The sequence below is a fragment of the Priestia sp. YIM B13491 genome (genome assembly GCF_042787605.1).
In the GTDB taxonomy this organism is placed as follows: domain Bacteria; phylum Bacillota; class Bacilli; order Bacillales; family Bacillaceae_H; genus Priestia; species Priestia megaterium_E.
On sequence record NZ_JBHZOR010000010.1, the window covers coordinates 1 to 26,867 of the forward strand.

The following is a 26,867-nucleotide window of genomic DNA, read 5'->3' on the forward strand; positions in this document are numbered from 1 at the left end:
CCGTATGAGTTGAAAGGCTCACGTACGGTTCTTAGGGGAGTCAGGGGCAGTGATGCCCCTCGCTTACCCGACTAAACCCAATTTTTTCTAATACAAAAGCTTACCCTATTTTTGGGTAAGCTCATTATTACTACTGTTAATAGTAGAGCAGTAAAAACGGAAGGGAATTCCCTAGCACAAACTAGATAAAAAAATCTCAGATCCTCATCACGATTATTCTCTACTTATTCATGACTAAACTTTTTATTAGAAATCCAATAATTTGTTATAAAGAGTGTCAATAAAATCCAAACGAATGTCAATAGTAAATTACCTACTGCATTTGAATCTACTAATCCCGTCATTAGTGTTTCCATTGCATGCTTACTCATACTGGCTGGATTTAATTGATCCATTATTGGGTTCAGACCGACGATTATCCTACAACCTATAAGGAAAATAATTGAAATTAATGCAATAATACCTTGACTGTAAAAAATAGCACTTATCATTGTTGTGAAAGATACGATAAAAAGAACCCATACTAGATAAAATATTAACCCAGTAATCATGTGTGAAAATGGAACAGCAGTAAAAAGATAATTTACATATAGGTAAGAGGTAAAGTATCCAATTGTTACACTAAAAGCTGCCATCAAATAATTTGATACTATTTTTCCACCTATATATGAAGTAACAGTAACAGGTCGTGTTAAAATAAAGGCCAGCATACCGTTGGCTTTATCTGTTTGAATGATACCCATCATAGAAATTGCAAGAATCATAAGACCAAGCTGATCAAACTGAGATCCTAAAGTACTTGCTAGTACTTCTCCTCCTTTTTGTGCTGTCATACTCGGATCAATGGTAATTCCCTGACCACCGCCTCCTAATGCTTCTAGAATTGATGGCAAGTAATGAGTTATTACTGGCTGCGTTGCCCCTAAAAATACAAAAACAATCGGTAGCCAAATTACCTTAAAATCACGTAACATTTGAACATATTCTTTTTTTATCAGTACAATTAAGTTATTCATTTCTGCACCACCAATTTTAAGAAGATTTCTTCTAAAGTATCGTTATTCATTTCAAATTTAACGATGTCCACTTTATGTTCGAGTGCATTTTGCAGCAATAAATTTTTATTTTTTTCGATACTTTCAACCTTTACTTTGACTTTAAGCCCAATAACTTCTACGTCCTTTACGTAAGGCAGTTTTTTTACATGGTCTACCCACTTTCGGTCCTTCGCTGTGATTTCCACAATTAACTTATTTTCGCTATTGCGGTTTAAAAGTTCGGTAATCTTTGTATCTTCTATTTTTGTTCCATCTTTCATAATGACAAATCGTTCACAAATTTCTTCCGCATCGCTTAATATATGGGTTGATAATAAAATGGTTGTATCTTTTTTTATTTCTTCAATCAGGTTTAACACTTCTCTTCGACCGATTGGATCTAATGCGGATACCGGTTCATCCATAACAATAAGAGAAGGTTTATGTAGTAAGGCTTGTGCTATACCAAGTCGTTGTTTCATTCCTCCAGAAAATGTACCAACCTTTGAGTTTTCTTCGCCCTTTAGCCCAACTTTTGTCAGAATCTCCGGTATCGAGTTTGTTAATACTTCTTTTTTCAATCCCGAAAGTTGACCCATAAACGTAAGAGTTTCTCTTGCTGTCATCCAATGAAAAAAATTAGGGTACTGTGGTAGGTAACCAATTTCTCTTTTCATTTTAGATATTTTTTTCCCATTCAATAAAACTTCACCAGTATTTGGATCGATGATATCTGAAATCACTTTTATTAATGTAGATTTGCCTGCTCCATTTGGCCCGATTAACCCGACACATTCCCCTGATTTCAGTTCCATCGAGAAATTATTGACAGCAATTTTCTCTTTAAATGATTTTGTTACATTTATAATCTCTAATTTCAAGAGTTCTCACCATCCTTTCTCCCTATAACAAAGTAAAGAATAGGTCCAAGTGTATTAACAAAAAGAATAATTAGGGCCCATATAAGGACATTTTCTCTTGTCTTTCTATGTCGGTATAAATCAATTAGTGCGATTAAAACTAAAAGCGTCCCCACTGCAATAACTGGCAATATAACGGGCAGAAAAGCCATAAAATCAAGATCTTTAAGGTCGTTTAATCCATAATGTAGTTGCATTTTCAACATTCCTTCCTAATCTCATTATCATTATTAATAATGATAAATCAAATGCAGATTCGTTGCAATCATTATTCTCATTATTTATAATAAGAATTAAATTTAATAAATAATAAGGTGATTGGATGAGTACTAAAGTTGAAATATTAATGCATCCGGTGAGAATAAAGATTTGCCAAGCATTAATGAGAAATAGAGAAAATGGGTTAACACCATTAGAAATGGTGAAAATTCTTAAAGATGTGCCCCAAGCAACTCTATATAGGCATCTTCAAACTATGTTTGATTCTGGTATTGTTTGTGTAATTAAAGAAAAAAAAGTAAAATCGGTTTCCGAAAAATATTACGCTATAAATGAAGAAGAGGCAAAAATTGACGGAAGTGAATGGAGGGAATTATCTAGCAAGGAAAAGTTAGACTATATTTCTTATTACCAGTTATCACTTATGACACAATATCAAACTTATCTTAAGAAATTAGGGGAACAAAACAGCCAAGAGGACGGGGCAACTTTTTCTGTAGTGGAATTAAAGATAGATGAGGAACATTTTATACAATTTCAAAACGAATTAAACGAATTAATGACTAAATACTACCATACCCAGAGTAAGGGAAACGAAAAAGAAGCCCCAGTTCGGACCATCGCTATTACAATTATTCCAGATACTTAAACTAAGTAAATATTTAGGGGGATTTGGTAATTAGAATACCGGACAAGTACCCATTATTTACTCGACATTCAATTGATCGATTATGGTAGCTTTAAATCTTATAAAAATATAGGCTGATGATTCCTTAGCGCAGGAGTCATCGGCTTTCTTTTTGTCTAATCTTGCTAGGCTTATGTTAGCAGGGACCCTTACAAAAAGTCGTAAACAAACAACTAGAAATCCCTTAACCTGTTTTAGCAGAAGATTAAATGTAACAGGTTAATTCCACCTTCAATTTTCATGTTTCTTTTTATACCAGCCCTTAGTGTATAAATTCTCATATAATTCATTCGTAACTGATCCCTCAAAGATAAAAAATATGTAGAAATCCTCTTTTACTAAAAAACCATTTATTTCATCTTATTTTTTCTTTTGAATTCAAAACTCACCATATAAGCTATTCCTAACGAAATAACAGCAGCAATACTAATCTTTATGTAAGAAATCTCTAAAGCCCAAGGACCGTATTTATGTGGGTTCAAACGATACATAGACCACCACTGTCCATTTTCACCTTTAAAGAATGAGACGATAATCCATAAAAGAACTAAGAACAAAAACCATGAAAAAAAGATAATATAACTAGACAGTTTTTTATTCATTGATCAACCCTCCGTCTTCTCAATTCATATACAATGTTCTTCTCTCTTATTATAGTAACAATAATCGGGAAAACTTTAGAGTTTTTGTTGAATAAAGAACGTTTGTTCGTATATAATGAATGAAACAAACGTTCTTTTATTTAAGGAGTTCTTTTAATGGATTATGGGCAGCTACCAAACAGAATCATTATTTGTATCGACATGAAATCGTTTTTTGCCTCAGTCTCCTCTGTCATACGGGGGGTAAATCCATTGAAAACAAGGCTTGCGGTGGTAGGAGATACCAAAAGGTCAGGATCGGTTGTGTTAGCTGCCACACCCTTATTAAAGAAAGAAGGGATCAAAACAGGAAGTCGCCTTTTCGACATTCCTAAAAGGAAAGATATCCATGTGGTGAATCCATCCATGGAGAGATATATCAAGGCTTCGAACTATATTTCGAGTTTAGTGTTACAGTATGTGGCTCCTGAAGACTTTCATGCCTATAGCATTGATGAGTTGTTTATTGATGCGACAGCTTCTCTGCATTTGTTCGCTCAAACACCAGAAGAATTAGCTCACAAAATCATCAATGAGATTTATCGTAAGACACGGCTGACAGCTACCGCAGGCATCGGTCCGAATCTCTTACTGGCGAAGGTGAGCTTAGATCATGAGGCCAAGAATAGCCCAACAGGAGTTGCGTATTGGCGATATGAGGATATTCCCTTTAAGTTGTGGTCCATTCATCCGATGAAGGATTTCTGGGGGATCTCGTCTGCTACGGAAAGGCGCTTGAATCGTTTGGGCATTCACTCCATAAAAGAACTCGCTCTTTCTTCTGTAGAGATGTTACGTAAAGAATTTGGTGTCCTGGGGGAAGAGTTGCACCAACATGCGAATGGGATTGATTTTAGTCGTATTTCTGATGTGTACATTCCTAGCTCTCGTTCTTTCGGAAAGAGTCAAATTTTGTTTCGGGATTATACAAACCGAAAAGAAGTGGAATTATTGCTGTTGGAGCTATTGGATGATGTGTGTTTTCGTTTACGCATGCATCAAGTGGTGGCTCAAACAATCCATTTATCGATTGGCTACAGCAAACAAACAGGTAGAGGCTTCTCCAGACAAAAGAAAATGGGGAGAGCTTCGAACTTGAGCCAAGATATCTTTCCGTATTGTTTAACTATTTTACATACGCATGATAGTGGAATGCCGATTCGCTCCATTGGCATTTCATTATCCAATACAAGCATCCAGGAAGAGGAGCAAATGAGCTTATTTGAGGATATTGACCAACGTGAAAGAGCCTATGCTCTTGCTAAAACGATTGATGACATTCGGCTGCGTTATGGGAAGAATAGTGTACTACGTGCGTCTAGTCACCTTCCTCATTCAACAGCTCGTTATCGAAATGGCCTTATGGGTGGCCATAAAGCGTAAGGAGGAAAAAGAGATGGAACCTAGAGGAATGAAAAAATGGCGGCCATTCGCCACTATGCCAGAGCAATACATAGGGTTAAAGGAGATTATAAATAAGCAAGTAGAAGTAGCTCAACCTGTTTTAACAGAAGAGCAAATGAAACAAATCAATTTCATCTTGATTGAAGCCTTACATACAAATAAACAAGTATACCTTACCTATTACAAGAAAGGCCAATGCATAACAGAGACAGGATTCATTCAGTTTGTTGATTCCCTTGGGGATTTATATTTTAACCAGTGTGACACCTAAAAGAAAGCTGCCTCTTTATACATTCCGAGGTAGCTTTCTTCTTTGATTCTAATTCTCTCTAACTGGTTTTTTATAGAAGTTACAGGTGCATCAATCCGTATTGTAATTCCACCATGATACCTTCTTTATAAGGATAATTTCAATTTATAAACTTTAACTTCTCTTTTAGTTCTTCAACTTTCCTTTATCCAATTCTTCTCTCAAATGATTTTTCACATAGTCGTTCACAAACTCCTTCATATTATGGACATTCACTTTAATTGGGAACGTCTTACCTAATATTGAAGTAAAATCTAATGCGTATAAATAAAAAAAGATGTCTATAGATATTTAATTAAGATCCTTGTTTTATTATTATAAAATCATTGGTGTTATCTTTTAATTTTATAGAATTAGTCACCTTTTTCTGTTTTAAATCATATTTTTCAAGAGTTTTACTTTCTGTGAGATAATAAAGGCTATCTTTCCAGTATTTTGTTTTAATGATTGCTTTATTAATTTTTAATTCTGTTTGATATCTATAACTATCATTGTAAAGAACAAATGTTGTAGTATTTTTAGATGTATTATGTTTTATTAAAAATCCTTCTTTTAATGGAATAACTTCATTACCATTATTATATTTTAAATGAATCTCCCTTAGCTCGTTACTTTTGAGATTATAAATCAAAACTTTGCTTTCACTTTGCTTACCTTCTTCTAAATTAAACATTGTTAGATAAATTTTATTGTGTTTAACGTTCATATCTGACAGAGCGTATGGAATGCCTAATTGCACTTTCTTTAAGACTCTTAAATCTTTTGCCGAAAGAATATTCAAAGAAAATTGCTTATCTATGGGTTCATTCATATTTCTAGCTACAGTATATATTTTCTTACCGTATTCCTGTACTGAAAATGGTATGCCTTCTAATCTTTTGCTAACAAGTTCACCAGAGCTTTTTTTTAATTCATAAGTATAAAAATTTATATCATTTTTTTTATCAAAATTATAAACCATCAGTTCCCAATTACTATTATAAATACTAAATAAGGGATAAGGTAAAGAGGAATTTTGTTTCTTTACTTTTTCATTAGAAAGAGTAATTATTTTAGAATTATAGCTAGACAGTATATTGTACTCCTCTTCATCATAGGATATTTGAGTTAAACCTGATTCGTTTATATTTTTAGTTTTTATATTATCCAGTTCTTTGTCTAAAATTGTAACTTTGCTATTATTGCTATCTAAATCACTACTTAATACAGCTATAAATTCTCTGTGATTAGTACACCCGGTTAAAATACTTAAGAGTATACATATTATGGTTATATTCTTATACATTAAAATACTCCTAATTAAAAAGAAAGCGATATAAACTCATCGCTTTCTTTTTTTATAATATTACTTCAATTTATTACTTTTCCGAATATCAACAGGGAATACACCTGGGACACTACTTGAATCTAAATCATACCCTTGTTCTTTCCAAGCTCTCCATACCAACTGTGAGCAATACCATGAATCTGTTTTATTCTTGGAAGCAAAATTATAATTGTATGGCTCATATAGCTGAGCTTTAGTATATTTGACAGCTTTTGCTCTTTGAGAGGCCGTAGAATTTTTTACTCTTTGTACCTTCGCATCTTTCCATCTATTTTTCCAATTGTTGGACCAATAGCGTACTCCATCTTTAGATGGCCCTTTATTTCCATAAGCTTCAATGGTGTTAGCTGAGTCTACGACTATTGCAGCATGACCTCCTGGCCAGGCATTGGCGGTAGAACTACTTCCTTTCATAGTAGTCAATACATCCCCAGCACTTCCCATGGAACCAGACACAGCCGACGCATGATAATTATTTTGCTGGTCTGAAGATAATGACTCTTTTCTTATTTGGTTAACAGTTTCTTCTTTGACACTTTTTAGTTCTTTACTGTATTGACTGGAAAAATCACTATACTGTAATTCTTCACCCTTTTTTTGGTAGTAATCATCAGAATTTATTTCTTCAGCACTAGCGCTATTATAATTTCCCATTAACAAAGAAGTGCTTAAAGATAAAGTAATTATGGACAATAAAGCAGTTTTTCTGTTCATATAACATATCCTCCATTTTATTTTTTACTTAAAGATCCGTTACCACTTGTACCTTTGACATAAGGTGACATATTAAGTTGTTGTAACCTAATTGAATATGTACCATTTGTAAGAGATACTGTTTTGTTCAAGCTCTCTCCTGATTTTAGAGTCCAAAATTTAACTTCTCTATCAGGATAGCTATCGTAGGGGAACATTATAGAAACTCGCATACTAGCCTTTCCAGTGTTCTTAGCTTTGATAACGGCTGTGGTTTTTGTTTCTTTAGGCTTCGTAGAAAATATTTTCACCCATGACCCACTCGAACTAGTCTGGTTAGAAGTTAATTTTGCACTAGAACTGGCAGCTTGAGCTAGTGATGACGAAGTAAACACTAGAACAAGCATTAAAATTAATGCAGTTACCAACTTTTTAAATTTTGTAATTTTCTTCATAATTTATCTCTCCTTTCCATTTAACATATTACAAAAAAGTAAAATAATTGTAAATGGTATTTTGTTATTTTTTGTTATTTATTAGTTCAAATGTGATATATTCATTGTCGTATATTAAGATAAAATGGGAATGAAAATGCATTTAGTGTAAATTTACACTTTATGTATTGAAAATAAGCGCATATCCTGTATAATCTTAATAGTAAAATAAATCCAAAGGAGTATTAATAAAGATGAAAAGTATTTTTATTACTATCTTGTATTTAATTATAATAGTTGGGCTTATATTAATTTTTATTAATGATTTTTTTATGGTAAATCCAAGCATATTTCATTTTTCTGTAACAGAGAAGTTAGGGATTTCCCAATATAGCTATCTGGCTATATTTCTAGCTGTTTTTGTCCTTGCTTTATATTTACGCTTTGAAAAAAAGTTTTCGTTAAAGAAAACTATGATCATATCTTTAATTTTGTGTGTAATTATTATTCTAATTATGTTGATATTGATAGGAAGCGTTGCTGGTAATATATAAGCTATAAATTATATACCTATTCTAATGATAAGCATTTTTAATCAACATTTTATAACTAGAAGGACAAACATGAACAAAGATAATCAATTTTGTTCATGCTTGTCCTTTTATATACATGGAGAGAAAAGAGAGAGTACATATAAGGCTCAAAGAAAAGATATGTCAGATAGAAATACTATATAAAAAATAGCTGAAAAATTTAAATAGTAACGGGGAATAGAAAAGAATCATTTCTGTAATGCCTAACTTTGTTAGCTTCTCTTGAACAATCCTTCCTTCTTCATTTTTCTTTTATTTTTGCAACTTAACTTATAGCTTATAATTCGACTCATTTGTAACTCCCACTGCAAATATAAAAATTATTTTAAAAACCCTCTTTTCTCAGGAAACACTGTGCTAATCTTATTTTTTCTTATAAATCCAAAACCCATAATATAAGATATTGCTAACAAGATAACAACAGCAATAATAATCTTTATGTAAGAAAACCCTAAAGCCAAAAGACTGTGTTTTAGAAGATTAGACCCTTTGAAAACTAAGCTTGCTGTTGTAGTAGATACTAAATGGTCGAAATCTGTTGTATTAGCTGCCATACCATTAATAAAGAAACATATGCTTTTTGCTTTGGTGAAGAATACTACTCCTCTCCATCATATTTAATTGCTACCCTACTTTCCTTTTTGATCATCAAGATGAAGAAAAGCATTTAATTATAAATGTTGTAATAAAAGGAGAAGGCAAGTACCTTCTTTTTTATATAGCTATGTTTGTTTTTTAAATCTGGGATCTAGAATCTCTGACCAGCAAAAGAAAGCGTTGACATTTTCTTATATCATAAACTATAATAAGCGAAAGAAACCGGTTCCAAGTTAACTTCTTATTTACGAAATTGGCTCCTATGAAAGGAATCATTTAATTATATATATGTTGTTTTTTTAGTTTTTTTGGAACCGGTTCCTATTTGTTTGGGCTATATATTTTATAGATAGCAAGAAATATAGTCACAATCGAATCAGAAATATTAGTTTTTTTCTTATCAAAGTTTCGTTATACTATCATCACCAAAGGGGTGTTATCATCAAGTGGAAAAGGGTTACAAAGACATAGCTAGCAAAGTAGTTGAGGCAATAGGTGGAAGAGAAAACATTTCATCATTTGCTCATTGTGCAACAAGATTGCGTATTATGGTACATGATCAAACAAAAGTAAATCAAGAAGCAGTCGAAAATATAGAGAAAGTAAAAGGTGCATTTTATAATTCAGGACAATACCAAATTATCTTTGGTACAGGAACTGTTAATAAAGTATATGAAGCAGTGAATGAGTTGGGTATTAAAGGCACGTCTACATCTGAAGTAAAAGCAGAAGCTAAGAAACAAGGAAACGCTTTTCAACGAGCTATCCGAACCTTTGGTGACGTTTTCGTTCCAATTATTCCAGTTCTTGTTGCAACCGGATTATTTATGGGTTTACGTGGGGTACTAACGCAAGAAGCAGTGTTAAATTGGTTGGGTTATACACCCAATGATATCCCTGAAAACTTTATAATGTTTACACAAGTTGTCACAGATACAGCTTTTGCATTCTTACCAGCATTAATTGCATGGTCAGCCTTTAAAGTATTTGGTGGAAGCCCTGTTCTAGGAATTGTCTTGGGATTAATGTTAGTAAATCCAGCACTTCCAAACGCATATGCAGTAGGCTCAGGAGACGCACATCCTATTCACTTCTTTGGATTTATTCCAGTTGTAGGGTATCAGGGTTCTGTTTTACCAGCTTTCTTTGTAGGTCTTTTAGGGGCAAAATTAGAGCGTTGGATTCGTAAAAAAGTGCCCGATTCCATTGATTTAATACTCACGCCATTTCTAACATTATTGATCATGATTACATTAGGTCTCTTCGCTATCGGACCAGTTTTTCATTCATTAGAAAACATAATTCTAACAGGCACAAAAGCAATTTTAGATTTACCATTTGGTTTAGCTGGTATTATTATTGGTGGCCTACAACAAGTTGTTGTAATTACTGGCGTTCATCATATATTTAATTTACTTGAAATTCAATTATTAGCTGATACAAAATTTAATCCATTCAATCCATTAATCACTAGCGCAATCGTAGCTCAAGGGGCTGCAACGCTAGCAGTTGGATTGAAATCTAAAAATAAAAAAGTGAAAGCATTAGCATTCCCATCAGCATTTTCAGCCTTTTTAGGAATTACAGAACCTGCTATATTTGGAGTAAACCTAAGGTTCTTTAAACCCTTTATAATGGGCCTTATAGGAGGAGCAGTAGGGGGATTCTTAGCCTCGATTTTTCATCTAAAAGCAACAGGAATGTCTGTTACAGCTATTCCAGGATTATTATTGTACTTGAATAATCAGATTTTTATCTATATTTTCGTTAATTTGATTGCCTTTGCTGTATCATTTATTCTGACATGGCTGTTTGGTTATAACGACAAGATGCTTAAGAATCGGTAATTATATATAAATTATAAATTGTAATTAATAAACTACAATGAATGACATTAGAAAAATCCTTATATCTAGATCCAGTATAAGGCCTTTTTAGCAAAGCTCAATCATTGATGTTGTAGGAAAAGAGAAGATTAAAGCCCTTCTCTTTTTTATATAATTTTATTTACTTATTTTTAAAATCTGAAATATACAATCCTTCACGCTGCCACTGTTGCTCATTATGTTCTACTTTAGACGGTATATGTTAACTTTCTCGTATGGTATATAACGACATTTCCATCACGCAAATGACCTTCTACCGGAAAGGAGTAAAAGGTTTTTTGTTATCAATTATCATCAACATCTATACTAATTGCTAAATTAACTACATTATTTAAAGTAGCTTTATTTTCACTGTCTAACTTATTGCGCAAACGAAATAATATGTAGCTTTGTTGATTTTTCAATCTCCATCATTATTTCAGCCTTATTAATCAGGATTACATGTTATTTTTCCATACCTCAATGCATCGTAAATAGCACGTCCATCGCTTGAAGTTGTTTCTGTAAATTTAATAGGCAATAGCGAGAAGACAATATAATAAACAGAAAAATAGACAAACTGGTAAGAAAAGAGACTTGTTGAAAGAATGTCATCCATAACTAAACCATTTATAAGGAAAATAGAAGCTAAATTAGCAATGGCACCTCCAGCATAGACACAAGCATGGGTAAATCGATTGTCGTATTTTAGTTTTTCATATACACAAAAAGAATCCAAAAAATAAACGGATTTTATTTTAATTTTCTTCCATTTAAAAATCGTTTTTCCTTTTCCAATGGTAAAATCCACTCTCCCTCCGAAAAAGATCGCCATGATAGAATGACCTAATTGATGAACAAGAGACACAAGTGGTAGTACAAGTAAGAAAGAAAACAAGAACTTAGGCATATCACTGAATCCAAACACACTTCCATCTCCTTTATTATGAAATGATTTACTAAATGGTTCGCTTATTAAAATAGATAAAATCTACGTAATAGTGGACAGACTTTTTTTAACAGAGGTTGTGCCTTTTTTAATCATATGTACAATCCTCCGTTTGGCACTCTGAAAGGCCTTTAGTCAAAAGCTAGAGCCAATTAATTTTTAATAAAGCAGTAGTTAAAGGGATTAATAATCTTTGAGCATTGCCTATAAAGAAGAATATCTTCGCTGTGTTTTTGAATATTCTCCATAACAATAAACGACCCTATGTATCGTAAACAAAGTTACTAAGGTCGCTTATGCTATATTCTGATTTATTATTTTTTTATCTTTTTCTTTGTAACGAAATATCTGGTTTCTCATTAAGTTTCTGACAGAACTTCACTATCATGATTAATTTGATCGAACAAATAAGTAAGGTAAGATTCTAATTCGAATTGATCATCTTCAACAAAATCATCTAACACAGGCTTACTTTCTTCTCCCATTTTTAATCACTCCAACTTAATTTTTTTCGGTTTATTTTGCATGATGACCATGATTGTTTTTTTGTCCCATTTTTCTTAGAACAAAGCTTACAATTAACACCAGAATGATTGCTCCAATAATGGCTGGAATGATGGCAAAACCACCAACGACTGGTCCCCAACTTCCCAAGATCAGACCACCTAACCAAGAACCAATAAAACCAGCGATAATATTACCAATAATGCCTCCAGGAACGTCACGCCCTGTAATTAAACCGGCAAGCCAACCGATAATTCCACCTACAATTAGCATCCATAGAATTTCCATATACCATTCTCTCCTTTTAAAATAGTTAGTTGACTTTACCCTCGTCTAAAATCCATTAATCCTGTTATTTTTTTCCTCAATAAAGTTTTTCTCCTGATGTACTAAGATCATATAGCTCTGCTTGCAATCTATTTTTGTTCTTTTGGACACCTTCTAACGTCTCGTCCATTTTATGAAAAATATAAGTGACTAGACTAACCCCCAGCGTATAAATTGCTATCTTATAAACCATGACATCAATATAGGCTTTTTTTCATACTATATTTTGGGGGTGAGTAAATGGCAAGAGTAAGTTACCGAAGTGCAGACATTAACTTAATGGCAAGGATGATGCGAGCAGAAGCTGAAGGTGAAGGAAGACTAGGGATGTTATATGTTGGAAATGTAATTGTTAATCGTCTTGCAGCAAATTGTATAGACTTTAAAAATTTAAGAACCGTTTCACAAGTCATTTATCAAGTACAGGGGGGGAACTTTTCGTTTGAAGCTGTTCAAAAAGGCAATGTATTTTATCAAAGAGCGAGAGGTGTTGAAAAAAGATTAGCAAAGCAGAATCTGGATTATTGGAGACAACACCCAGCGAAATTTGCTCTTTGGTATTTTAATCCACATGCTCCGTGTCCTCCAACATGGTACGGTCAACCTGCATCTGGTCAATTTAAAAATCATTGTTATTATGAACCAAAACCTGATACATGTGCTAGTGTTTATAGAGGTTAGATTATCAAGAAGTTATGATTAATTCTGGAGTAATATGGGGGATCTGCGAATATAACATTTTAGTCGTAAGTGCTGGTAGCTAGCGTTATTTATTCAATGCAACTCCTATAGATTATGTGACAGTAGTCCGTTTAAAAAAACTTCCCCCCCACTGTAGCCTATTTCTTTAATCTTTGTTTTGATGTATTTTTATCTTGCGAAATAAAAAGGGAACTTCCTAGTTAGTAGGTATTCCCTTGTTTCGCATAAGCAGTTAATCAAATGAAACAAGAAATAGTACTAATAAGGTAAATAAATCATAAAAAAAGAGGAAGAAAGTTCTCTTCCTCTTTTTTATAGCGTTATCATTAACATTCCCTGTAATAAGCATATTAAATAATGTAATTACACGATGATAGACTTAATGAATTTCAGTAATGCCTGATAAACGAATAGAGAATATATTGTGTTGTTCATCCTCTAGAGAAAGAGTTTGATCATGAAGATTAAGATCATTTACACGTCCCTTACATGTTTGTAATAAACCGTTTTGATAATAGTTAATGGTAATGACACCTTTCTTTCTTAATGCTTTCAATATCATGCTCCGTTCCCCTTTCTTCCTAATAACTAATGTAGGAATGTGTTATTCAAATAAGTAATTATCATGCAGAATTTGTGAGAAAATCATACAAGTTAAAAGTTATATTGTTTTATATTATTTAGTATACAATAAACCTATAGGAAACGCTTACATTTTATTGTGTAAACTTTGTGAACTTTCAACAGGAAGAAAGCTCAAAGAATAAAAGAGGAAAAGAAATATATGTCTAGAATCTATATCTATGTTTCAATCCATCTATTGTACCTTCTTATAAATGAGCTTTTATTTAATGCTTAAAATATCATTCCGATTTTTAGCGCAAATTCTTTTTAATTGTTTAACAGGTGGAAATTCCCTGTACTTAATTCGTTTTAACTTCCATACTTTATGTATGTAGCATACCCTTGTCAATTTACCTCATTGCTTTAACTCGTAAGAGCATTGGTTTTAGAATCCTTCTAATGGATACACAAATTAATAATTGTACTTGGAAACGGAGCGATACGATGAATAAGACGTATGATGTCATCATTACCGGTGCTAGAGTTGCCGGCTCTACTCTTGCTATTTATCTTGGGAAGGCAGGTTTCCGTGTGTTGTTAGTAGACCAAGCGACCTTTCCAAAGGATACTTTATCAACCCATACTTTTTTCAATAATACTGTCGCTCTTCTTCGAGAGATCGGTGTCATGGACAAATTATTGAAAACAAACGCCCCACCGGTACAGGATATTAAATTTCAATTTGAGGATACCGCGATAGAAGGACTCATCCCTAAGGTTGACGGAGAAGAAAGTTGTTACTGCATTAGAAGAACTTATCTCGATCAGATCCTACTTGAACAAGCCAAATCACAAATGAATGTAACTGTTCTAGAAAGGTTTCGTGTGACGGATGTTATTCATGCTGACGATACAGTAGTAGGGGTGGAAGGTCTAGATGGCAATAACGAGAAACAAGAATTTTTAGCTGGCCTGGTAGTCGGGGCAGACGGCCGATCCTCAATTATTCGCAAGCTGGTAAAAAGTGAACTCAAAATAAGCATTTCGGCAAAAGTCGGCATCTATTTCGGGTACTTCTCTGAATTTCGCCATGACAATGTCCCTAAATTTGAAGTATACAAGATAAAAGATAACACAGCCATTCTCTTTCCAACGAATGATAATTTATATGTTATTGCCGGCATTTTCCCATTAGAAAATAAGGAATTGATAGGACGATTGAAATTAAATCCAGAAAGCAGTCTACGCAATTTCTTAACAGATAACTTTCCGAATACAACAATAGGGACGCGTTTAAAAAATGCGGAATTAGTAGAACCGATTAAAGGCATTCTCAGATATAATAATTACTGGTATAAAGGAATGGGAAAAGGGTGGGCGTTGGTTGGAGATGCAGTTTGTTTTAAAGATCCTGGCATGGCACAAGGTATCCATGATGCTATATGTGGAGCACGTATATTATCCAATATTCTCTCAAAATATAAGGGACAATCCAATCAATCAAATCAAATATCTGAAGAATATCAAAAGGCAATAGAAGACGAGTTTATGGTTCGGTTTCACATGGGATGTCAAATTTCGCAGAATGAACGCATCTCTGAACAACAGAATGCTGTCAATAAGCTAATCAGTTCTCATCCAGAGGCTATAGAGAAGTTTTTAGGGATTTATAATTACTCAAACGAGCCCGATGCTTTAGAAAAAGAACTCACACGAATTATGCAATCAATCTAGCAATGAGGGGAAGGTAAACCGAGAGCAGGAAGGGATATATCGAAAACAAAGATTTTATTCTGTTACGATTAGTACATTTTATCTAAAACATACTCAATATAAAGAGCCACTTGTTTCATACAAGTGGCTCTTTGTTACGTTGAATACATTAAATCATTCCCATCACTATTAGAGAAGTTTATGAATCTGCAAAGAATGGTGTTAGCTAATAATAGTCAGATAGCAATGGAAGAGAAATAACGGCAAGAAATAGCAAGAGCAAATGTGTATGTGTGTGATTTATAGGATGGCATATACACACATAATAATGAAAATAGCCAATACATAAAGTTCCACCATGTAAATATAGTACTTTCTCATTATTTCATATAATAAGTAACTAGCTCGTAGCAACGTTCTCTAGTCATTTCGTGTAAAATTCGAGCTTCTTCAGCATAAGCTAAAGTTCCTCCTCCAGCTTCTTTCAACTCTTTTTGAGAAGCAGCATCTCTATCTTTAATCCATTGGCGTTGTTTGATTTTCAAGTTGTTCATTTCTGATGCAGGTAATTGATTCTTTAATTCACCATAGATATCATTCAACATCTTGTCCCACATTTGATAATTTTCCCCTGAAGCTTGTCTTCTGTCACCATCAATCTGATCGTTAACTGGTTGTACTTCACTAGCTCTAGTCTGCTCTAGTAAATCAAAGTAATAAGCTTTTTTGCTATTAGTTATTGTTGTAGCTGGACTATTTGTTGATGGAGTGCTTGTAGTTGGACCAGTCTTTGATACAGTAGTAATCGGCCCATTTTTAGCTATATCAGTCAAGTATAATTGATTATTGATAAGCACGGCTGTGTACATCCAATTGTATTTATTTGTTTTTTGAGATCCATCTGGTTGTATAACAGATACGGTCTCTACAGTTTGTATTTTATAAAGAGGCCCATCAGAAGAGTTACCTGCTTTCGTAAAATTCACTACAGAATAATCTATCCAGTTCTCTTTAATACCCTTCTTATATAAATTGCTTACTAATGATTGTTGGTCACTATATAACGAACCTTTTAAAACATGCGCAACGTTACTGAACTGGCCTGTATTAATTGCAGTTGTTAGTCCATTTATGTAGTCATCCATTACTAGAGCTGCTGTATCTTTAGTAACAAAAGCGTCATCGGAGACTGTATTTGAATTAGTTGAGTTTTGCTGATTACTATTTTTGTGAACAACACTCGCATGATCGCTACCTTTTATAGTTGAAGGTTCCCCAGTATTATTTTCTGTAGCACTGTTACTATCTTGATTCGCTTTATTAGCACTATTATCACTGGTCTCCTGGCTACTAACCTCTCCAGTTTCCCCTGATTTCGAATCAACCTTTTCTTCTTGTTGACAGCCAGAAACCAGTAAAGAAGTTGCCGTAATTAATAAAAAAACACCTTTTTTATACATAGCTGTTCCCCCCTCTAAAAGTTGTTAATTTCCTGTGTATTTTACCAATATTAAAAGATAGTATAACAACGTTTTATTCCTTAGTAATGATATTATTTAGCAGTGAAATATTATAATTTTTTCAAAACAGTTTATTAATAATTAATTCGTAAAAAACAGTCTCAAAGTAAGAGACTGTCATCTTATTCCTTATGCTAGAGCAAGAATACTTTATAAATAGGAATTAGTTTTTAATCTTCCCATAGCTCATTCATCAGGTCTTCAATTTCTTTTTCTCTTTTCTTAGTTTCTTGCCTATCAATCGTCACTTTATTTCCTGTAATGTAAACAACATCTCCAACTTGTGTATCCTCAGGAAAGATATCTTTTGGATAATCTTTTGTTATGCCTTCAATTTCAACAACGGCAAATCCCTCTTCAAACCGATCAATAATCCCTTTTATCTTTTTCATAATTACCTCGATTTTTTAACAGAATAAGATGTTCCATCACCAGTGATAATAATCGTACCACTTTGGTCTGTTCGCAGAATACTTGCTTTTGAATTTTTTAGTAAGTTCACAACCTGAGAAGTAGGGTGTCCATAACTATTTTTACCCACACTAATGACTGCATACTTAGGCTTTACAGCGTCTAAGAAGTTTTTACTTGTAGACGTTTTGGCTCCATGATGGCCTACTTTCAGTACATCTGCACGTAGTGTTTTCTTCGCCTTAATCATGTCTGCTTCTGCTTTTGTTTCAGCATCACCTGTAAATAAAAATGTATTCTTCTTGTAAGCCATGTGTACAACAGCACTCCAGTCATTTAAATCACTGTTAGCATATGTTTTAGTAGGCCCTACAATTTGAGCATTTACATCTTTAACAGGTAACTTTACGCCTGCTTGTGCCGTTTTAATCGTTAATTTTTTCTTTTTCACAGCATTTAAAAAGTCTTTGTAAGCTTGCGTGTTATTACTTACTTTTGGTGCATAAACATTTTCTACTTTGAATGCATTAATGACTTCATCTAACCCACCAATGTGATCAGCATCAGGATGAGTAGAAATTAACACTTCTATATCATCGACTTTTCGTTTCTTTAAATAACTTACAACTGCATTTCCTTTACCTTTGTTTCCACCATCAATAACAATGTCCTCACCATTGGGAGCTTTAATATAGATACTATCTCCTTGACCAACATCAATGTAATGTACTTTCATGGTTTTAGGCGTTGCTGCGTATGAGGAAGCAGGAGCTGCAGCAATTCCTATTCCTATAGCAAGTGAAGAAACAATTTTGAAAACACGACTTTTCATTGTTTTATCCCCTTTTGATAAATGTATTTTTATTTGTATTGTTCGTTTATAGCAAAATTAATTTTACTATATGAAACCATCTGTTAATACATAAAAATTGAATATTTTTACTTATAAAAGTGAAAAAAGTCATGTTATATGTAAAGATAAGTAACAAAATGGAGGTAAATAGTAATGAAATGTGCTATTTTAAGAATTAGGTGAGATTGACATTTCAGGAGAAGTGGATCTTATGATCAAGCTACTACATATAGTTAATCGTAAATTCTCCAATATATATAATTAGCTTGAAAGAGAGGTGCTTTCGGATATTATGTTACTTTCGAATAGACAAAGATTATAATATAGAAGAGTAACAAAAAAGTGTTTTTTATAAAAGATGTTTCTATGCTACATATCTAGATAAATTTAAGCTCTGGCGTAACCGTAATGTGATTTATTTTAAAATTTTATAAAGGTGGCATGTAAATGGGGAAAGAACTCTTATTTGAATCGTATGTCTTGCTGTTTGATATTGAAATAACACTTGTCAATATAATAGAAAAAGAAATGACCACACATTACGGACATTTATGGCGACAAATTTTTTTCGCTGAAGGTGGAACTCAACTCTGCGATAATCTCCCCTTATTATTCCGATTAAATCTTCTTCAAGATATCTTCACTGATCATGAATTACACGACCTATGTATATTATCAGATATAAAAAACGCTTTAAATCAACAATCAACTATTTCTCGGGGTGATTTTGACTACCTGAAGTATTTCTCTCACCAACTAAACAGAAAAAAATTCCTCTCATTATCTGTCTAACTTTATTCAAAGTCAAAAATCTTATAAACACCTAAGCATAATAAGAATTAAATAGGGGTTATACTTTTAAGAACTTAATGAATATGAAAAGCCTACTTATATAAGAACAAGTAGGCTTTTCTGCTACGTTAAAGTCTATAAAACATTTATGGATCATTCTCAAAACAATTACAGCATCGTCTATTTACATTTGTAGAAAATCTTCTACTTTTACATCTTTCTTTAATCTTTTTAATCCTCTATTTATTTTATGCACAGTTGAGAACTTTGGTATGTACTGCTTATCGTTACACAATCTTGAAATCGTATGACGGCTCAGATTTGTTGCTTGTTCTAGTCCTAATTGGTTTATATCCTCTTGTTTATCTAACCATCTTCCAAAACGTGTTCTTTGTTTTCCTAAGCCTAGCATTACTATAACTCCTTTTTAGACCCAGTATGTCCTGTATGTTGTTTTTTTAAACTTTGGCAAAAAAACAACATATAGGACAAGCATTAGCTCATATCATAAATTAAGACGTCAAACAGAGACGTCAGATAAACCATCAGGAATGGAGCGAATAAGATGACAAAGGAACTAGCAATCTCGTTATTAAGTCGAAAAGACGTCTATTTGACGCTAAAAGGAAAACAGATGTTAGAGGATATGTTGAAAGAGAAAAACGTCTATGAAGAAAAATAAGAAGTCTAAAAATCACGTAGACACCTATAGACCAACCGTGCGGTATCATTCTATTTATCGTACATATGTAGATAATCTGTTTCAAGCTACGAAATTAGACCGAAATCAAATTATGAGGTGTGCGCTTTTTACAGCAGCGCACAACCCTGTTTTTTTAGAATTAATGAATCAATACAAAATGAGTGACGTCCCTCTCCCCTCCTCTCCATGGCAGCCTTCTTCCCACCCGTTATGGATGGAACAAGAGCCCAACATCGAAGAGAAAGGAGGAGGAGAACATGATGACCTTGAGAGAAAAGGAACGTCTGCAAACACTTCTACGTTACTTAGAACATCAACAGACAGCCAATCAATCTCTGGAACAACTATTGAGTCTAAACAACAACCCTCTAGCCATGAAAAGGCAGCACGAATTACGAGACGTCAACAAGCGATTGAGAGACGAACAAGGGCGGTTCCTACCTTACAATTATCAAACAATGGAGGAATTAGACTTGATTTTAGATAAAGAAGTGGAAATACAACGAAAACTGAAGATAGAGCCAATTGAAGGTTCTTATAATAGCTATCTAGTGGATGAGAAAGAAAAGAGAGATTGGAGTGGAAATATATATTTAGCATGTGTGGCGGCGATTTTAGTGATAGCTTTTTTTACCTGACGTCTTTTTAGAATAGTGTCGATATTTTGGTCATAAACATATAGCATGAATACAGTTAAGACCGCCTTATACACTATAAGTAATGGGCGGTCTTTGTTGTAATTATTCCATATATTTGTCAGGTAAAGACTTCCCAATCATCCAATCGTTCCAAAACGAAAGGTCAATGTTACCCTTATTTATTGCCTTTAGATTATGTTTAATTTCCTTTTGAGGAAGAGGGTTTGTTTTAACATCCTCCGGAAAAGAACGGTTTCCTGATGGATCATCCACTAATTTCAAAGCTTTTTGAAAATCTCGGTAAGTAGATGCTATCTTTACTTCCTTCCAAGTTGAACTATTCTTTTCTTTTTGTCCTATATAAACAGGAGAGTTTTTTTCATTAGCATGGATAAAGACAGGCAGCGTATATTCAATTGTGCCAATAACTAACCAGTTACCGTTCCATGCCTTTGAGGGAACCCCCTTTTCACTTACAGCGTACTGAACTTGTCCGGCAGGAATTTCTTCATTTCTGTATACGGTTAATGAATTAGCAAAAAGGTCCGCCATTTCTAAATCAAAACTTTTTCTTTGATTTTTAAAACTTTGAGGGACCGATGCATTTCCACCCTTTCGTTCAAAATGTATTGGTACTCCTTTATAATTGGATCCCTTGCTATAAACGATAGTAGCAGGAGAATACGTAACATTGAGCTGATTGTTGTGTATATCTGCCTCAAGATGTGAATCACCTTCAAGCATTCCGTAGGAAAGGATTTCTTTCTCATCTTTACCGTGATGAGTTAAAGTCAATTTATATCCAAAATCAGTAGTAGCTCCACAGTTTGTTTGATGGACTTTCATTACATAGCCACTCTTCATTTCTATTCTCTGAATGACATCATCGCTACATCCAATCTTTTGTACCATTACAAATAAGTATTTGCCACCCATCAATAAGATAAGGATACTTACAGCGATAGCTAGTAGTATTTTTTTGTTCTTTCTCACAAGTTTCCCTTTTCTCCTTATCATGTTTTAGTTTAGAGCAACGATTGATATATTGGTTAAAGAATCACAGTGAGAAGCCTATAATTCTTACTTTTGATATTCGTAAACAACAGGAACTTTATCCATTTTGACGGTTTTGGCCACAATATAACGACGATAGCCATCTTTTAAGACCTTTGAATCTTTTTCAATCGTCAACGGCTCATCTAAGCGACCTGTACGTTTTACAAAATCAATGACCTTCTGTGTTTTTTCAAGATTTGGGCGTGTTTTTAAAAACTCTTCAGGTACGATAATGTCCTCAAAGTTCAACAGATCCTGTGTTCCTTTTGGTTGATTCGGTAGGGTTTTAGGTTTTGGCTCAGCCTTTTTCTCTTGTACAGGTGTTTCTTCGGCTTCTGGTTGTACCGTTTCTACTTCTTTCTTCTGTTCATCTGCTACAGGTTTAGAAACAGGTGCTTGTTCTTCTCCCTGTTTAGTAGACTCTGTGTTCTTTTGTTCTTGAGAAGGCGCAGAATCCTCTTTTTTAGGTTCTTTTTTCGCATCTGACTCATTCTTCTCTTTGTCATTTTTGTTGGGGAGAACAGTAATCTGGAAACAGATCACCCCTACTTCACCAGGACATTCATCAATCGGAATATCCAGCGTTGGTTCCCCTTGAATTAAAATTTTTTCATGCATGATGCTTTTCTTCGTAAGCCCTGTTTTATTAAAGGCTTTCTTCGCAACAAACACCGTATACGAAATAAAGGTACTCTTCTTTAATCCTTTAGGCGCAGATGGTGACCCTTTTTCACGCATATCAAAGGCAACATAGCGATCATATTCTCGTAAAGGTCCTGTGGCTGATCCGGTCAAGGTAATTTTATGTGGCATAATAGTCTCCTCCTGCGTAGATTAGTAGTTATTGTTTATTTAGAACACAGTTCTAAATAAACATATTCTATTAAAACATCAGCTTCTAAGAGATTCCTACTTTTTTTGATTAGGAAGCTGTGTCTTTTAACTGGTTGTGTTGATGCAAACATTCTTGTTCCTCTGGCGTTAAAGCTTGTCCTAAGTCTTGCTTTACCTGAGCTATCTGCAACAAACTATACGTAGAGCTATGCTCTTGCAACAAGTTCTCTTCTTCTCGTGTTAGCTCTTGCCCTAAATCTTGCTTTAACTGAATCATTTCAAGCTGTTGATCCAAAGAAATCTCTGTTTCTTTTGGAGCTTCTTCTTGCTGCTGTTCAGCTTTTAACCAATTTGGAACTAGCTCCTTACGAATAATCCGTTTTGGTGTAGCGAATGTTGTTGTTTGACTTTCGTTATGTATAACTTCTTGTTGTGTTGCGTATACTGATGAATAATCCTGCTCTTTAGGCTTTGTTAATTCATAGAATTGATTTTTCGCAATCTGATAGATTAATCTACACATATCCCGTAGGGATAACGGGTTGCCTTGTTGATTGGCTTCATGCACATATTTATCTAATCCTACAATGGATGTATACGCAATATCATGTACTTGTTCTTTCTCAATCTTAATCTCTGTATCTTTTTTTACTGTTTTTGCAGCGTTTCGAATACGAGCATAGAAGTCTTGTAGTTGATGTCCATATTTACCTGCATAGACTTGATTGACTTTCTTAGGCACACCTTTGATGTAGGTGAATGCCTGTGAAACAGACATTAAATGATTATTTATATGATTTACAGGTAAATCAAGGTTAATAAAGGCATTCGGTGATTTATCGACCTCTAAGCTTGGTGTATCAACGTTTTCAGCACTTTCTGGATGCGTCACAGGACGTGTCACAGGAGTGGTCATTTCTTCTTGTTGAAGCGTTTGTATACCTGTTGTATCATGGGCAAAAAAGATTTCGTCGCAAATGTGATGAAAGTTCTTATGACTTTTAAGGATAAATACATAACTGTCCGGATGAGTACCTGTTGTATCTTCTTTAATGTAACGAGCGATAAGGATAAACGGTGTCGCTTTTAACGAGCGTACAAAACGAGAAACGGTACTTTTAGACACATTAAATTTCTTCATAAGCGTTTCAGAACGGATCGCTTGAATGCCCGTAGCCACTAGGTTATAGATGACATGATCGAGCATTTCCATTCTCTTTTTAGGAAATTCTTTATGTATAGCAGATTGTTGTTGTTTAAAGTGGGTACGAAGACTTTCTAAAAACTCTTCTTTCTTTTTACGAAGCGTGGACTTGTTGCTCCATAACCATTTGAACCGTCCATTGAAGGTATCTACATCTTTTAAATAACAGGTTAATATTTTTGTCATTTGTTCATCGTCTCCTTTAAGGAACACAAAAAAGACACTGTTTCCCTGGGAAAAGGAAAACAATGCCTTGATTTTGATGAACTAAGCCCTTGAAATAGATGTCAATTTCGTATAAAATAAAAACATAAGTTTTATTTTATAGAAAAACTAACTCTATTAACAAGAGACTTCGACAAGTGTTTTCCCTACCGTAACTAGGGGGAACGGTTTAAGAGTGTTGACAGCACTTCTTAAACAGTTGAAGTCTTTTTTCTATTCCGGTCCTTTTTGTTAGTTTTATTATAGCGTTAACTAGTCTCATAATTCAATAAAAATTAGCAAAATATATCAAAACGAGTATTTTAGGCTAATCTTTTTCATTTAGATAATAAATAATTTTAAAATTATTTATCTGAAAAATAAAATCTTTCTCTCTACTCTCAACCAGCATGCAAAGTGCAATTTTTAGTTTCAAGAAAAATAATCTTCCAAATGAAAGAGGCATTGCCCTTAGTTAATTCAGCTTAACTAAGGGCAATGCCTCTTTCATTTTTTATCTTTCACTAAAATTAGGTTAATCATTGATTTTATTTCATGTTATACTCTCTTTCAAGTCGATCTACTAAATGTTCACTTATGTAATCTTCGATGAAAGCACGTTTTTTATTATGATTTTCTTCCCTTTTAAAACTAAACAGACCAGTTTTCACAGTGGTAGTCCGTTCCTCTTCAGGTAAAATGCCCCATTTTTCAATGGCTTCTTTTTTTAATTTGTTCCTAATTTTCAATTCGTTTAGACGTTGCTCTTTTTCCAAGATTCTTTGGTTGTTTGTAGTTGTAGATGTTTCAGGAAGTGCCTTTAGTACATCTTGAAATTGAGATAAAATTTTTTGATTTGTTTGTCCACTTTGATTCATAAATGTTGTTAAAACCTGAACCATAGAATCAATTTTCTCAGTTGCCTCTGCTAATTGTTCTTCTAAATTCACTATTTTCTTCTCAAAAACTGTTTTCATAGGTTCATTCTTTTCTAACATCTCTGATGTTGTTTCTCCATTAAAATGTGAACGGATTTGCTTAATAGAATAACCATGTTCTTCTTTTAATCTCTTAGCCTCAAGTAACATATCAATTTCTTCTCTTTTGAAACGACGATGACCACCTTGAGTACGAATTCCTTGAATATTAAAGTCCTCTTGATATCTTCGAATTGTTTGATCAGACAGTCCAGTAAGTTTTATTACTTCACTTAATTTGAATTCTTCCTCAGTTTGTTTCAAATTAACCCCTCCTCTTCTCGATTATAATAACAATAAATTTGTTGTTATTATAACAGAACTGACATCAAATTTTGAGAGATTTAATAATGGATTTTTTGTTAGATTTACAGGTTCTTTTGCTATTTTTGATAGAATAGGCAATTCAAAGTCATAGTTCATTATAACAAAGTTCTTAAGAAGGCTAAAGAGATGAAATCTAACTGTGAATCTATAGTAAGTGACTGTTAAGTTTGGATTGGAGAAGGCTAAAGAGATGAAATCTAACTGTGAATCTATAGTAAGTGACTGTTAAGTTTGGATTGGAGAAGGCTAAAGAGATGAAATCTAACTGTGAATCTATAGTAAGTGACTGTTAAGTTTGGATTGGAGAAGGCTAAAGAGATGAAATCTAACTGTGAATCTATAGTAAGTGACTGTTAAGTTTGGATTGGAGAAGGCTAAAGAGATGAAATCTAACTGTGAATCTATAGTAAGCGACTGTTAAGTTTGGATTAGAGAAGGCTAAAGAGATGAAATCTAACTGTGAATCTATAGTAAGAAACTGTTAAGTTGAACTTATCTTCAACTACACTTTAGAAATCTGACTATAAATCTGTGATTAATTAATGTTAGGTTTAACTAAAGTTTAACTAAAGAGNGAATCTATAGTAAGCGACTGTTAAGTTTGGATTAGAGAAGGCTAAAGAGATGAAATCTAACTGTGAATCTATAGTAAGTAACTGTTAAGTTGAACTTATCTTCAACTACACTTTAGAAATCTGACTATAAATCTGTGATTAATTAATGTTAGGTTTAACTAAAGTTTAACTAAAGAGGGAGATGTTATTAAGAAACTATATTAAGTGAGCAATAAGTTTAACTTAAGTTTTACTAGCGCTAAAAAACTAACTATAAATCTATACGAGGCGGTTTCTTCTAACATAACAGGAACCGTAACCATTGAAAATCGTGTGTACCATGCGGCTAATAGCTCACTGGATATGGTCATCAAAATGGATCAAACAGATGAAGAAGAAGTAAGCTTTGTTGCACAAGAAAAAGCGAATCCAAACATCAAATTACCTGTTCATTTATTGCATGAAGATGATGGCTATTATGTGGTAAGAATCAGCGATTTATCTCCAAATTGGGAAGCACTTGCCTTTGATCTATACCAAGAGAATGAAGAAAAAGAAACGGTAAACGTAGATGATGTAACGAGTGATTCAGAAACAGATTCAACAGAAGAAATAGATGCTCATGCGTTAATTACAACGCTCTATTCTGACCAACGAAAAACAAAAAGTGAAGAAGGAAAAGGAATAAAAACCAAACAAGATTATGTGCTTTTAGTCAATGATTTGGAAAAAGATTTTGTTAAAGAGAAAATGAAAAACTATGAAAAGGCAATTAAGGTAGAAGCCAAACATAAACGTCAAACGCAACAAGAAATGAACGAATTACAACGTGATATGAAGTACCAAGTACAGGAGGAAAAAGCCGATACGGAATCAAAAATTGCGATGAAAAAGGATGCCATTCAATCGAGTGATGCAAGCATTCAGCTCTATAAAGATGAACAAAAAAGTTTACAAGAAAAGCTCCAAAAATTGAATAAAAAGCAACAGGATTTAGCCATGAAGTGAAAAAACACAGGGGGACGCAAAGGGGACATGGCTCCAAAACAGGGGGACATAAAGGGGACATCGGGATTTTAAAAGGGGACGTAAAAAGGACGTACACCAAAAAAAGGGGACGTAAAGGGGACATTTAGCGATTTTCTTTGTACCCACGGTTTTGCTAGGCTCTGCCTAGCCCCACACCTATGGTGGGGGCAAAAACCCCTTATGCTCTTCTCTCTTTTGTAGTGGTGAAGCACAATTTACAGGAAAGGAACGAATGTCATAGATATGTTTTTACAAAGTATCATTCTGATTGCTGTTGA

At 33.7% G+C, this 26,867-nt stretch carries 30 protein-coding genes and 1 pseudogene; 12 read left to right on the forward strand and 19 right to left on the reverse strand.

The annotated features are described in order from the left end of the window. Window positions 1-224: 224 nt before the first annotated feature. From ACFX4E_RS24160 to ACFX4E_RS24170, 3 genes are read right to left on the reverse strand one after another with little or no spacing between them, the layout of a single operon-like run. A complete protein-coding gene (locus ACFX4E_RS24160; RefSeq protein WP_377259442.1) occupies window positions 225-1,016 on the reverse strand; it encodes an ABC transporter permease in 792 nt (263 codons plus the stop codon). Further along, window positions 1,013-1,918, reverse strand: a complete 906-nt coding sequence (locus ACFX4E_RS24165; RefSeq protein WP_230185300.1) for an ABC transporter ATP-binding protein — start codon at window positions 1,916-1,918, stop codon at window positions 1,013-1,015. Before ACFX4E_RS24165 ends, ACFX4E_RS24160 begins: the two co-directional genes overlap by 4 nt. After that, window positions 1,915-2,154 carry a PLD nuclease N-terminal domain-containing protein gene (locus ACFX4E_RS24170; protein WP_192101212.1) on the reverse strand — a complete coding sequence of 80 codons (240 nt, stop codon included), beginning with the start codon at window positions 2,152-2,154 and terminating at the stop codon, window positions 1,915-1,917. Before ACFX4E_RS24170 ends, ACFX4E_RS24165 begins: the two co-directional genes overlap by 4 nt. A 125-nt stretch (window positions 2,155-2,279) precedes the next feature. Between ACFX4E_RS24170 and ACFX4E_RS24175 the strand changes: the two genes are divergently transcribed. After that, the gene (locus tag ACFX4E_RS24175; protein WP_230185299.1) at window positions 2,280-2,825 is read left to right on the forward strand and encodes a transcriptional regulator; all 546 of its coding nucleotides are present in this window, start codon (window positions 2,280-2,282) and stop codon (window positions 2,823-2,825) included. Window positions 2,826-3,214: 389 nt separating this feature from the next. Here the strand turns inward: ACFX4E_RS24175 and ACFX4E_RS24180 are convergent, their stop codons facing one another. After that, entirely contained in the window at window positions 3,215-3,466 is a 252-nt protein-coding gene (locus ACFX4E_RS24180; protein ID WP_377257006.1) for a hypothetical protein, read from the reverse strand. A gap of 156 nt (window positions 3,467-3,622) precedes the next feature. Here ACFX4E_RS24180 and ACFX4E_RS24185 point away from each other — a divergent pair, with 156 nt between their 5' ends. Together ACFX4E_RS24185 and ACFX4E_RS24190 are read left to right on the forward strand one after the other, a co-directional pair. Continuing rightward, a complete protein-coding gene (locus ACFX4E_RS24185; protein WP_377257009.1) occupies window positions 3,623-4,888 on the forward strand; it encodes a Y-family DNA polymerase in 1,266 nt (421 codons plus the stop codon). A gap of 13 nt (window positions 4,889-4,901) precedes the next feature. Further along, window positions 4,902-5,180: a YolD-like family protein gene (locus ACFX4E_RS24190; protein WP_377257012.1), complete on the forward strand. Its 279-nt coding sequence runs from the start codon at window positions 4,902-4,904 to the stop codon at window positions 5,178-5,180. 334 nt (window positions 5,181-5,514) lie between these two features. Here the strand turns inward: ACFX4E_RS24190 and ACFX4E_RS24195 are convergent, their stop codons facing one another. The 3 genes from ACFX4E_RS24195 to ACFX4E_RS24205 are packed head-to-tail and all read right to left on the reverse strand — an operon-like array spanning window position 5,515 to window position 7,694. Next, the gene (locus ACFX4E_RS24195) at window positions 5,515-6,504 is read right to left on the reverse strand and encodes a hypothetical protein (RefSeq protein ID WP_377257015.1); all 990 of its coding nucleotides are present in this window, start codon (window positions 6,502-6,504) and stop codon (window positions 5,515-5,517) included. Between the two features lie 60 nt (window positions 6,505-6,564). Beyond that, entirely contained in the window at window positions 6,565-7,260 is a 696-nt protein-coding gene (locus tag ACFX4E_RS24200; protein ID WP_377257018.1) for a YiiX/YebB-like N1pC/P60 family cysteine hydrolase, read from the reverse strand. Window positions 7,261-7,277: 17 nt separating this feature from the next. Next, a complete protein-coding gene (locus ACFX4E_RS24205; protein ID WP_377259439.1) occupies window positions 7,278-7,694 on the reverse strand; it encodes a hypothetical protein in 417 nt (138 codons plus the stop codon). 233 nt (window positions 7,695-7,927) lie between these two features. Here ACFX4E_RS24205 and ACFX4E_RS24210 point away from each other — a divergent pair, with 233 nt between their 5' ends. The 3 genes and pseudogenes from ACFX4E_RS24210 (at window position 7,928) to ACFX4E_RS24220 (ending at window position 10,710) form a co-directional block, all read left to right on the forward strand. Continuing rightward, window positions 7,928-8,227, forward strand: coding sequence for a hypothetical protein (locus ACFX4E_RS24210; RefSeq protein WP_377257021.1), 300 nt, complete (start codon window positions 7,928-7,930; stop codon window positions 8,225-8,227). A gap of 519 nt (window positions 8,228-8,746) precedes the next feature. Further along, window positions 8,747-8,836 (forward strand): annotated as a pseudogene (locus tag ACFX4E_RS24215) (hypothetical protein); the annotation flags it as partial. A 473-nt stretch (window positions 8,837-9,309) separates the two neighbouring features. Beyond that, window positions 9,310-10,710 carry a sucrose-specific PTS transporter subunit IIBC gene (locus ACFX4E_RS24220; RefSeq protein ID WP_057242571.1) on the forward strand — a complete coding sequence of 467 codons (1,401 nt, stop codon included), beginning with the start codon at window positions 9,310-9,312 and terminating at the stop codon, window positions 10,708-10,710. 466 nt (window positions 10,711-11,176) lie between these two features. Here ACFX4E_RS24220 and ACFX4E_RS24225 read toward each other — a convergent pair whose 3' ends face one another. From ACFX4E_RS24225 to ACFX4E_RS24235, 3 genes are all read right to left on the reverse strand, one after another. Beyond that, the gene (locus ACFX4E_RS24225) at window positions 11,177-11,656 is read right to left on the reverse strand and encodes a site-2 protease family protein (RefSeq protein WP_029324144.1); all 480 of its coding nucleotides are present in this window, start codon (window positions 11,654-11,656) and stop codon (window positions 11,177-11,179) included. A gap of 380 nt (window positions 11,657-12,036) precedes the next feature. Continuing rightward, complete coding sequence (locus ACFX4E_RS24230; RefSeq protein WP_016765074.1) at window positions 12,037-12,162, reverse strand: hypothetical protein; 126 nt, start codon at window positions 12,160-12,162, stop codon at window positions 12,037-12,039. Window positions 12,163-12,193: 31 nt separating this feature from the next. Continuing rightward, window positions 12,194-12,469, reverse strand: coding sequence for a GlsB/YeaQ/YmgE family stress response membrane protein (locus ACFX4E_RS24235; protein ID WP_280157767.1), 276 nt, complete (start codon window positions 12,467-12,469; stop codon window positions 12,194-12,196). Between the two features lie 279 nt (window positions 12,470-12,748). Between ACFX4E_RS24235 and ACFX4E_RS24240 the strand changes: the two genes are divergently transcribed. Continuing rightward, window positions 12,749-13,189 (forward strand): cell wall hydrolase, encoded by a 441-nt coding sequence (locus ACFX4E_RS24240; protein WP_013084397.1) that lies wholly within the window; start codon window positions 12,749-12,751, stop codon window positions 13,187-13,189. A gap of 400 nt (window positions 13,190-13,589) precedes the next feature. On the opposite strand, the gene ACFX4E_RS24245 is transcribed toward ACFX4E_RS24240, so the two are convergent. Then, a complete protein-coding gene (locus ACFX4E_RS24245) occupies window positions 13,590-13,772 on the reverse strand; it encodes a YolD-like family protein (RefSeq protein WP_029324141.1) in 183 nt (60 codons plus the stop codon). Between the two features lie 506 nt (window positions 13,773-14,278). On the opposite strand from ACFX4E_RS24245, the gene ACFX4E_RS24250 reads away from it, so the two are divergent. Then, the gene (locus ACFX4E_RS24250; RefSeq protein ID WP_377257030.1) at window positions 14,279-15,508 is read left to right on the forward strand and encodes an NAD(P)/FAD-dependent oxidoreductase; all 1,230 of its coding nucleotides are present in this window, start codon (window positions 14,279-14,281) and stop codon (window positions 15,506-15,508) included. Between the two features lie 359 nt (window positions 15,509-15,867). Here ACFX4E_RS24250 and ACFX4E_RS24255 read toward each other — a convergent pair whose 3' ends face one another. The 3 genes from ACFX4E_RS24255 to ACFX4E_RS24265 form a co-directional block, all read right to left on the reverse strand. Further along, window positions 15,868-16,947: a lysozyme inhibitor LprI family protein gene (locus ACFX4E_RS24255; RefSeq protein ID WP_377257033.1), complete on the reverse strand. Its 1,080-nt coding sequence runs from the start codon at window positions 16,945-16,947 to the stop codon at window positions 15,868-15,870. Between the two features lie 230 nt (window positions 16,948-17,177). After that, window positions 17,178-17,399, reverse strand: a complete 222-nt coding sequence (locus ACFX4E_RS24260) for a DUF3006 domain-containing protein (RefSeq protein WP_377257036.1) — start codon at window positions 17,397-17,399, stop codon at window positions 17,178-17,180. A gap of 2 nt (window positions 17,400-17,401) precedes the next feature. Further along, window positions 17,402-18,250: a ComEC/Rec2 family competence protein gene (locus tag ACFX4E_RS24265; protein ID WP_483879842.1), complete on the reverse strand. Its 849-nt coding sequence runs from the start codon at window positions 18,248-18,250 to the stop codon at window positions 17,402-17,404. Window positions 18,251-18,718: 468 nt separating this feature from the next. Here ACFX4E_RS24265 and ACFX4E_RS24270 point away from each other — a divergent pair, with 468 nt between their 5' ends. Further along, a complete protein-coding gene (locus tag ACFX4E_RS24270) occupies window positions 18,719-19,063 on the forward strand; it encodes a hypothetical protein (RefSeq protein ID WP_377257039.1) in 345 nt (114 codons plus the stop codon). Between the two features lie 184 nt (window positions 19,064-19,247). Here ACFX4E_RS24270 and ACFX4E_RS24275 read toward each other — a convergent pair whose 3' ends face one another. Then, window positions 19,248-19,475 (reverse strand): helix-turn-helix domain-containing protein, encoded by a 228-nt coding sequence (locus ACFX4E_RS24275; protein WP_108674990.1) that lies wholly within the window; start codon window positions 19,473-19,475, stop codon window positions 19,248-19,250. A 256-nt stretch (window positions 19,476-19,731) separates the two neighbouring features. On the opposite strand from ACFX4E_RS24275, the gene ACFX4E_RS24280 reads away from it, so the two are divergent. Continuing rightward, window positions 19,732-20,253: a hypothetical protein gene (locus ACFX4E_RS24280; protein WP_377257042.1), complete on the forward strand. Its 522-nt coding sequence runs from the start codon at window positions 19,732-19,734 to the stop codon at window positions 20,251-20,253. After that, window positions 20,240-20,404: a hypothetical protein gene (locus ACFX4E_RS24285; RefSeq protein WP_279621200.1), complete on the forward strand. Its 165-nt coding sequence runs from the start codon at window positions 20,240-20,242 to the stop codon at window positions 20,402-20,404. The genes ACFX4E_RS24280 and ACFX4E_RS24285 overlap by 14 nt, the downstream gene beginning before the upstream one ends. Window positions 20,405-20,506: 102 nt before the next feature. Here the strand turns inward: ACFX4E_RS24285 and ACFX4E_RS24290 are convergent, their stop codons facing one another. The 4 genes from ACFX4E_RS24290 to ACFX4E_RS24305 all read right to left on the reverse strand — a co-directional run bounded on the left by ACFX4E_RS24290 (window position 20,507) and on the right by ACFX4E_RS24305 (window position 24,943). Next, entirely contained in the window at window positions 20,507-21,397 is an 891-nt protein-coding gene (locus ACFX4E_RS24290) for a hypothetical protein (RefSeq protein ID WP_377257045.1), read from the reverse strand. 87 nt (window positions 21,398-21,484) lie between these two features. Further along, a complete protein-coding gene (locus ACFX4E_RS24295) occupies window positions 21,485-22,273 on the reverse strand; it encodes a ParB N-terminal domain-containing protein (protein WP_377257048.1) in 789 nt (262 codons plus the stop codon). A 109-nt stretch (window positions 22,274-22,382) separates the two neighbouring features. After that, window positions 22,383-23,684, reverse strand: a complete 1,302-nt coding sequence (locus ACFX4E_RS24300; protein ID WP_377257051.1) for a replication protein — start codon at window positions 23,682-23,684, stop codon at window positions 22,383-22,385. Between the two features lie 566 nt (window positions 23,685-24,250). Then, on the reverse strand, window positions 24,251-24,943 hold the full coding sequence (locus ACFX4E_RS24305) for a helix-turn-helix domain-containing protein (protein WP_345936446.1): 693 nt from the start codon (window positions 24,941-24,943) through the stop codon (window positions 24,251-24,253). 842 nt (window positions 24,944-25,785) lie between these two features. Between ACFX4E_RS24305 and ACFX4E_RS24310 the strand changes: the two genes are divergently transcribed. Further along, window positions 25,786-26,568 (forward strand): hypothetical protein, encoded by a 783-nt coding sequence (locus ACFX4E_RS24310; RefSeq protein ID WP_377256836.1) that lies wholly within the window; start codon window positions 25,786-25,788, stop codon window positions 26,566-26,568. The last annotated feature ends 299 nt before the right edge of the window (window positions 26,569-26,867 follow it).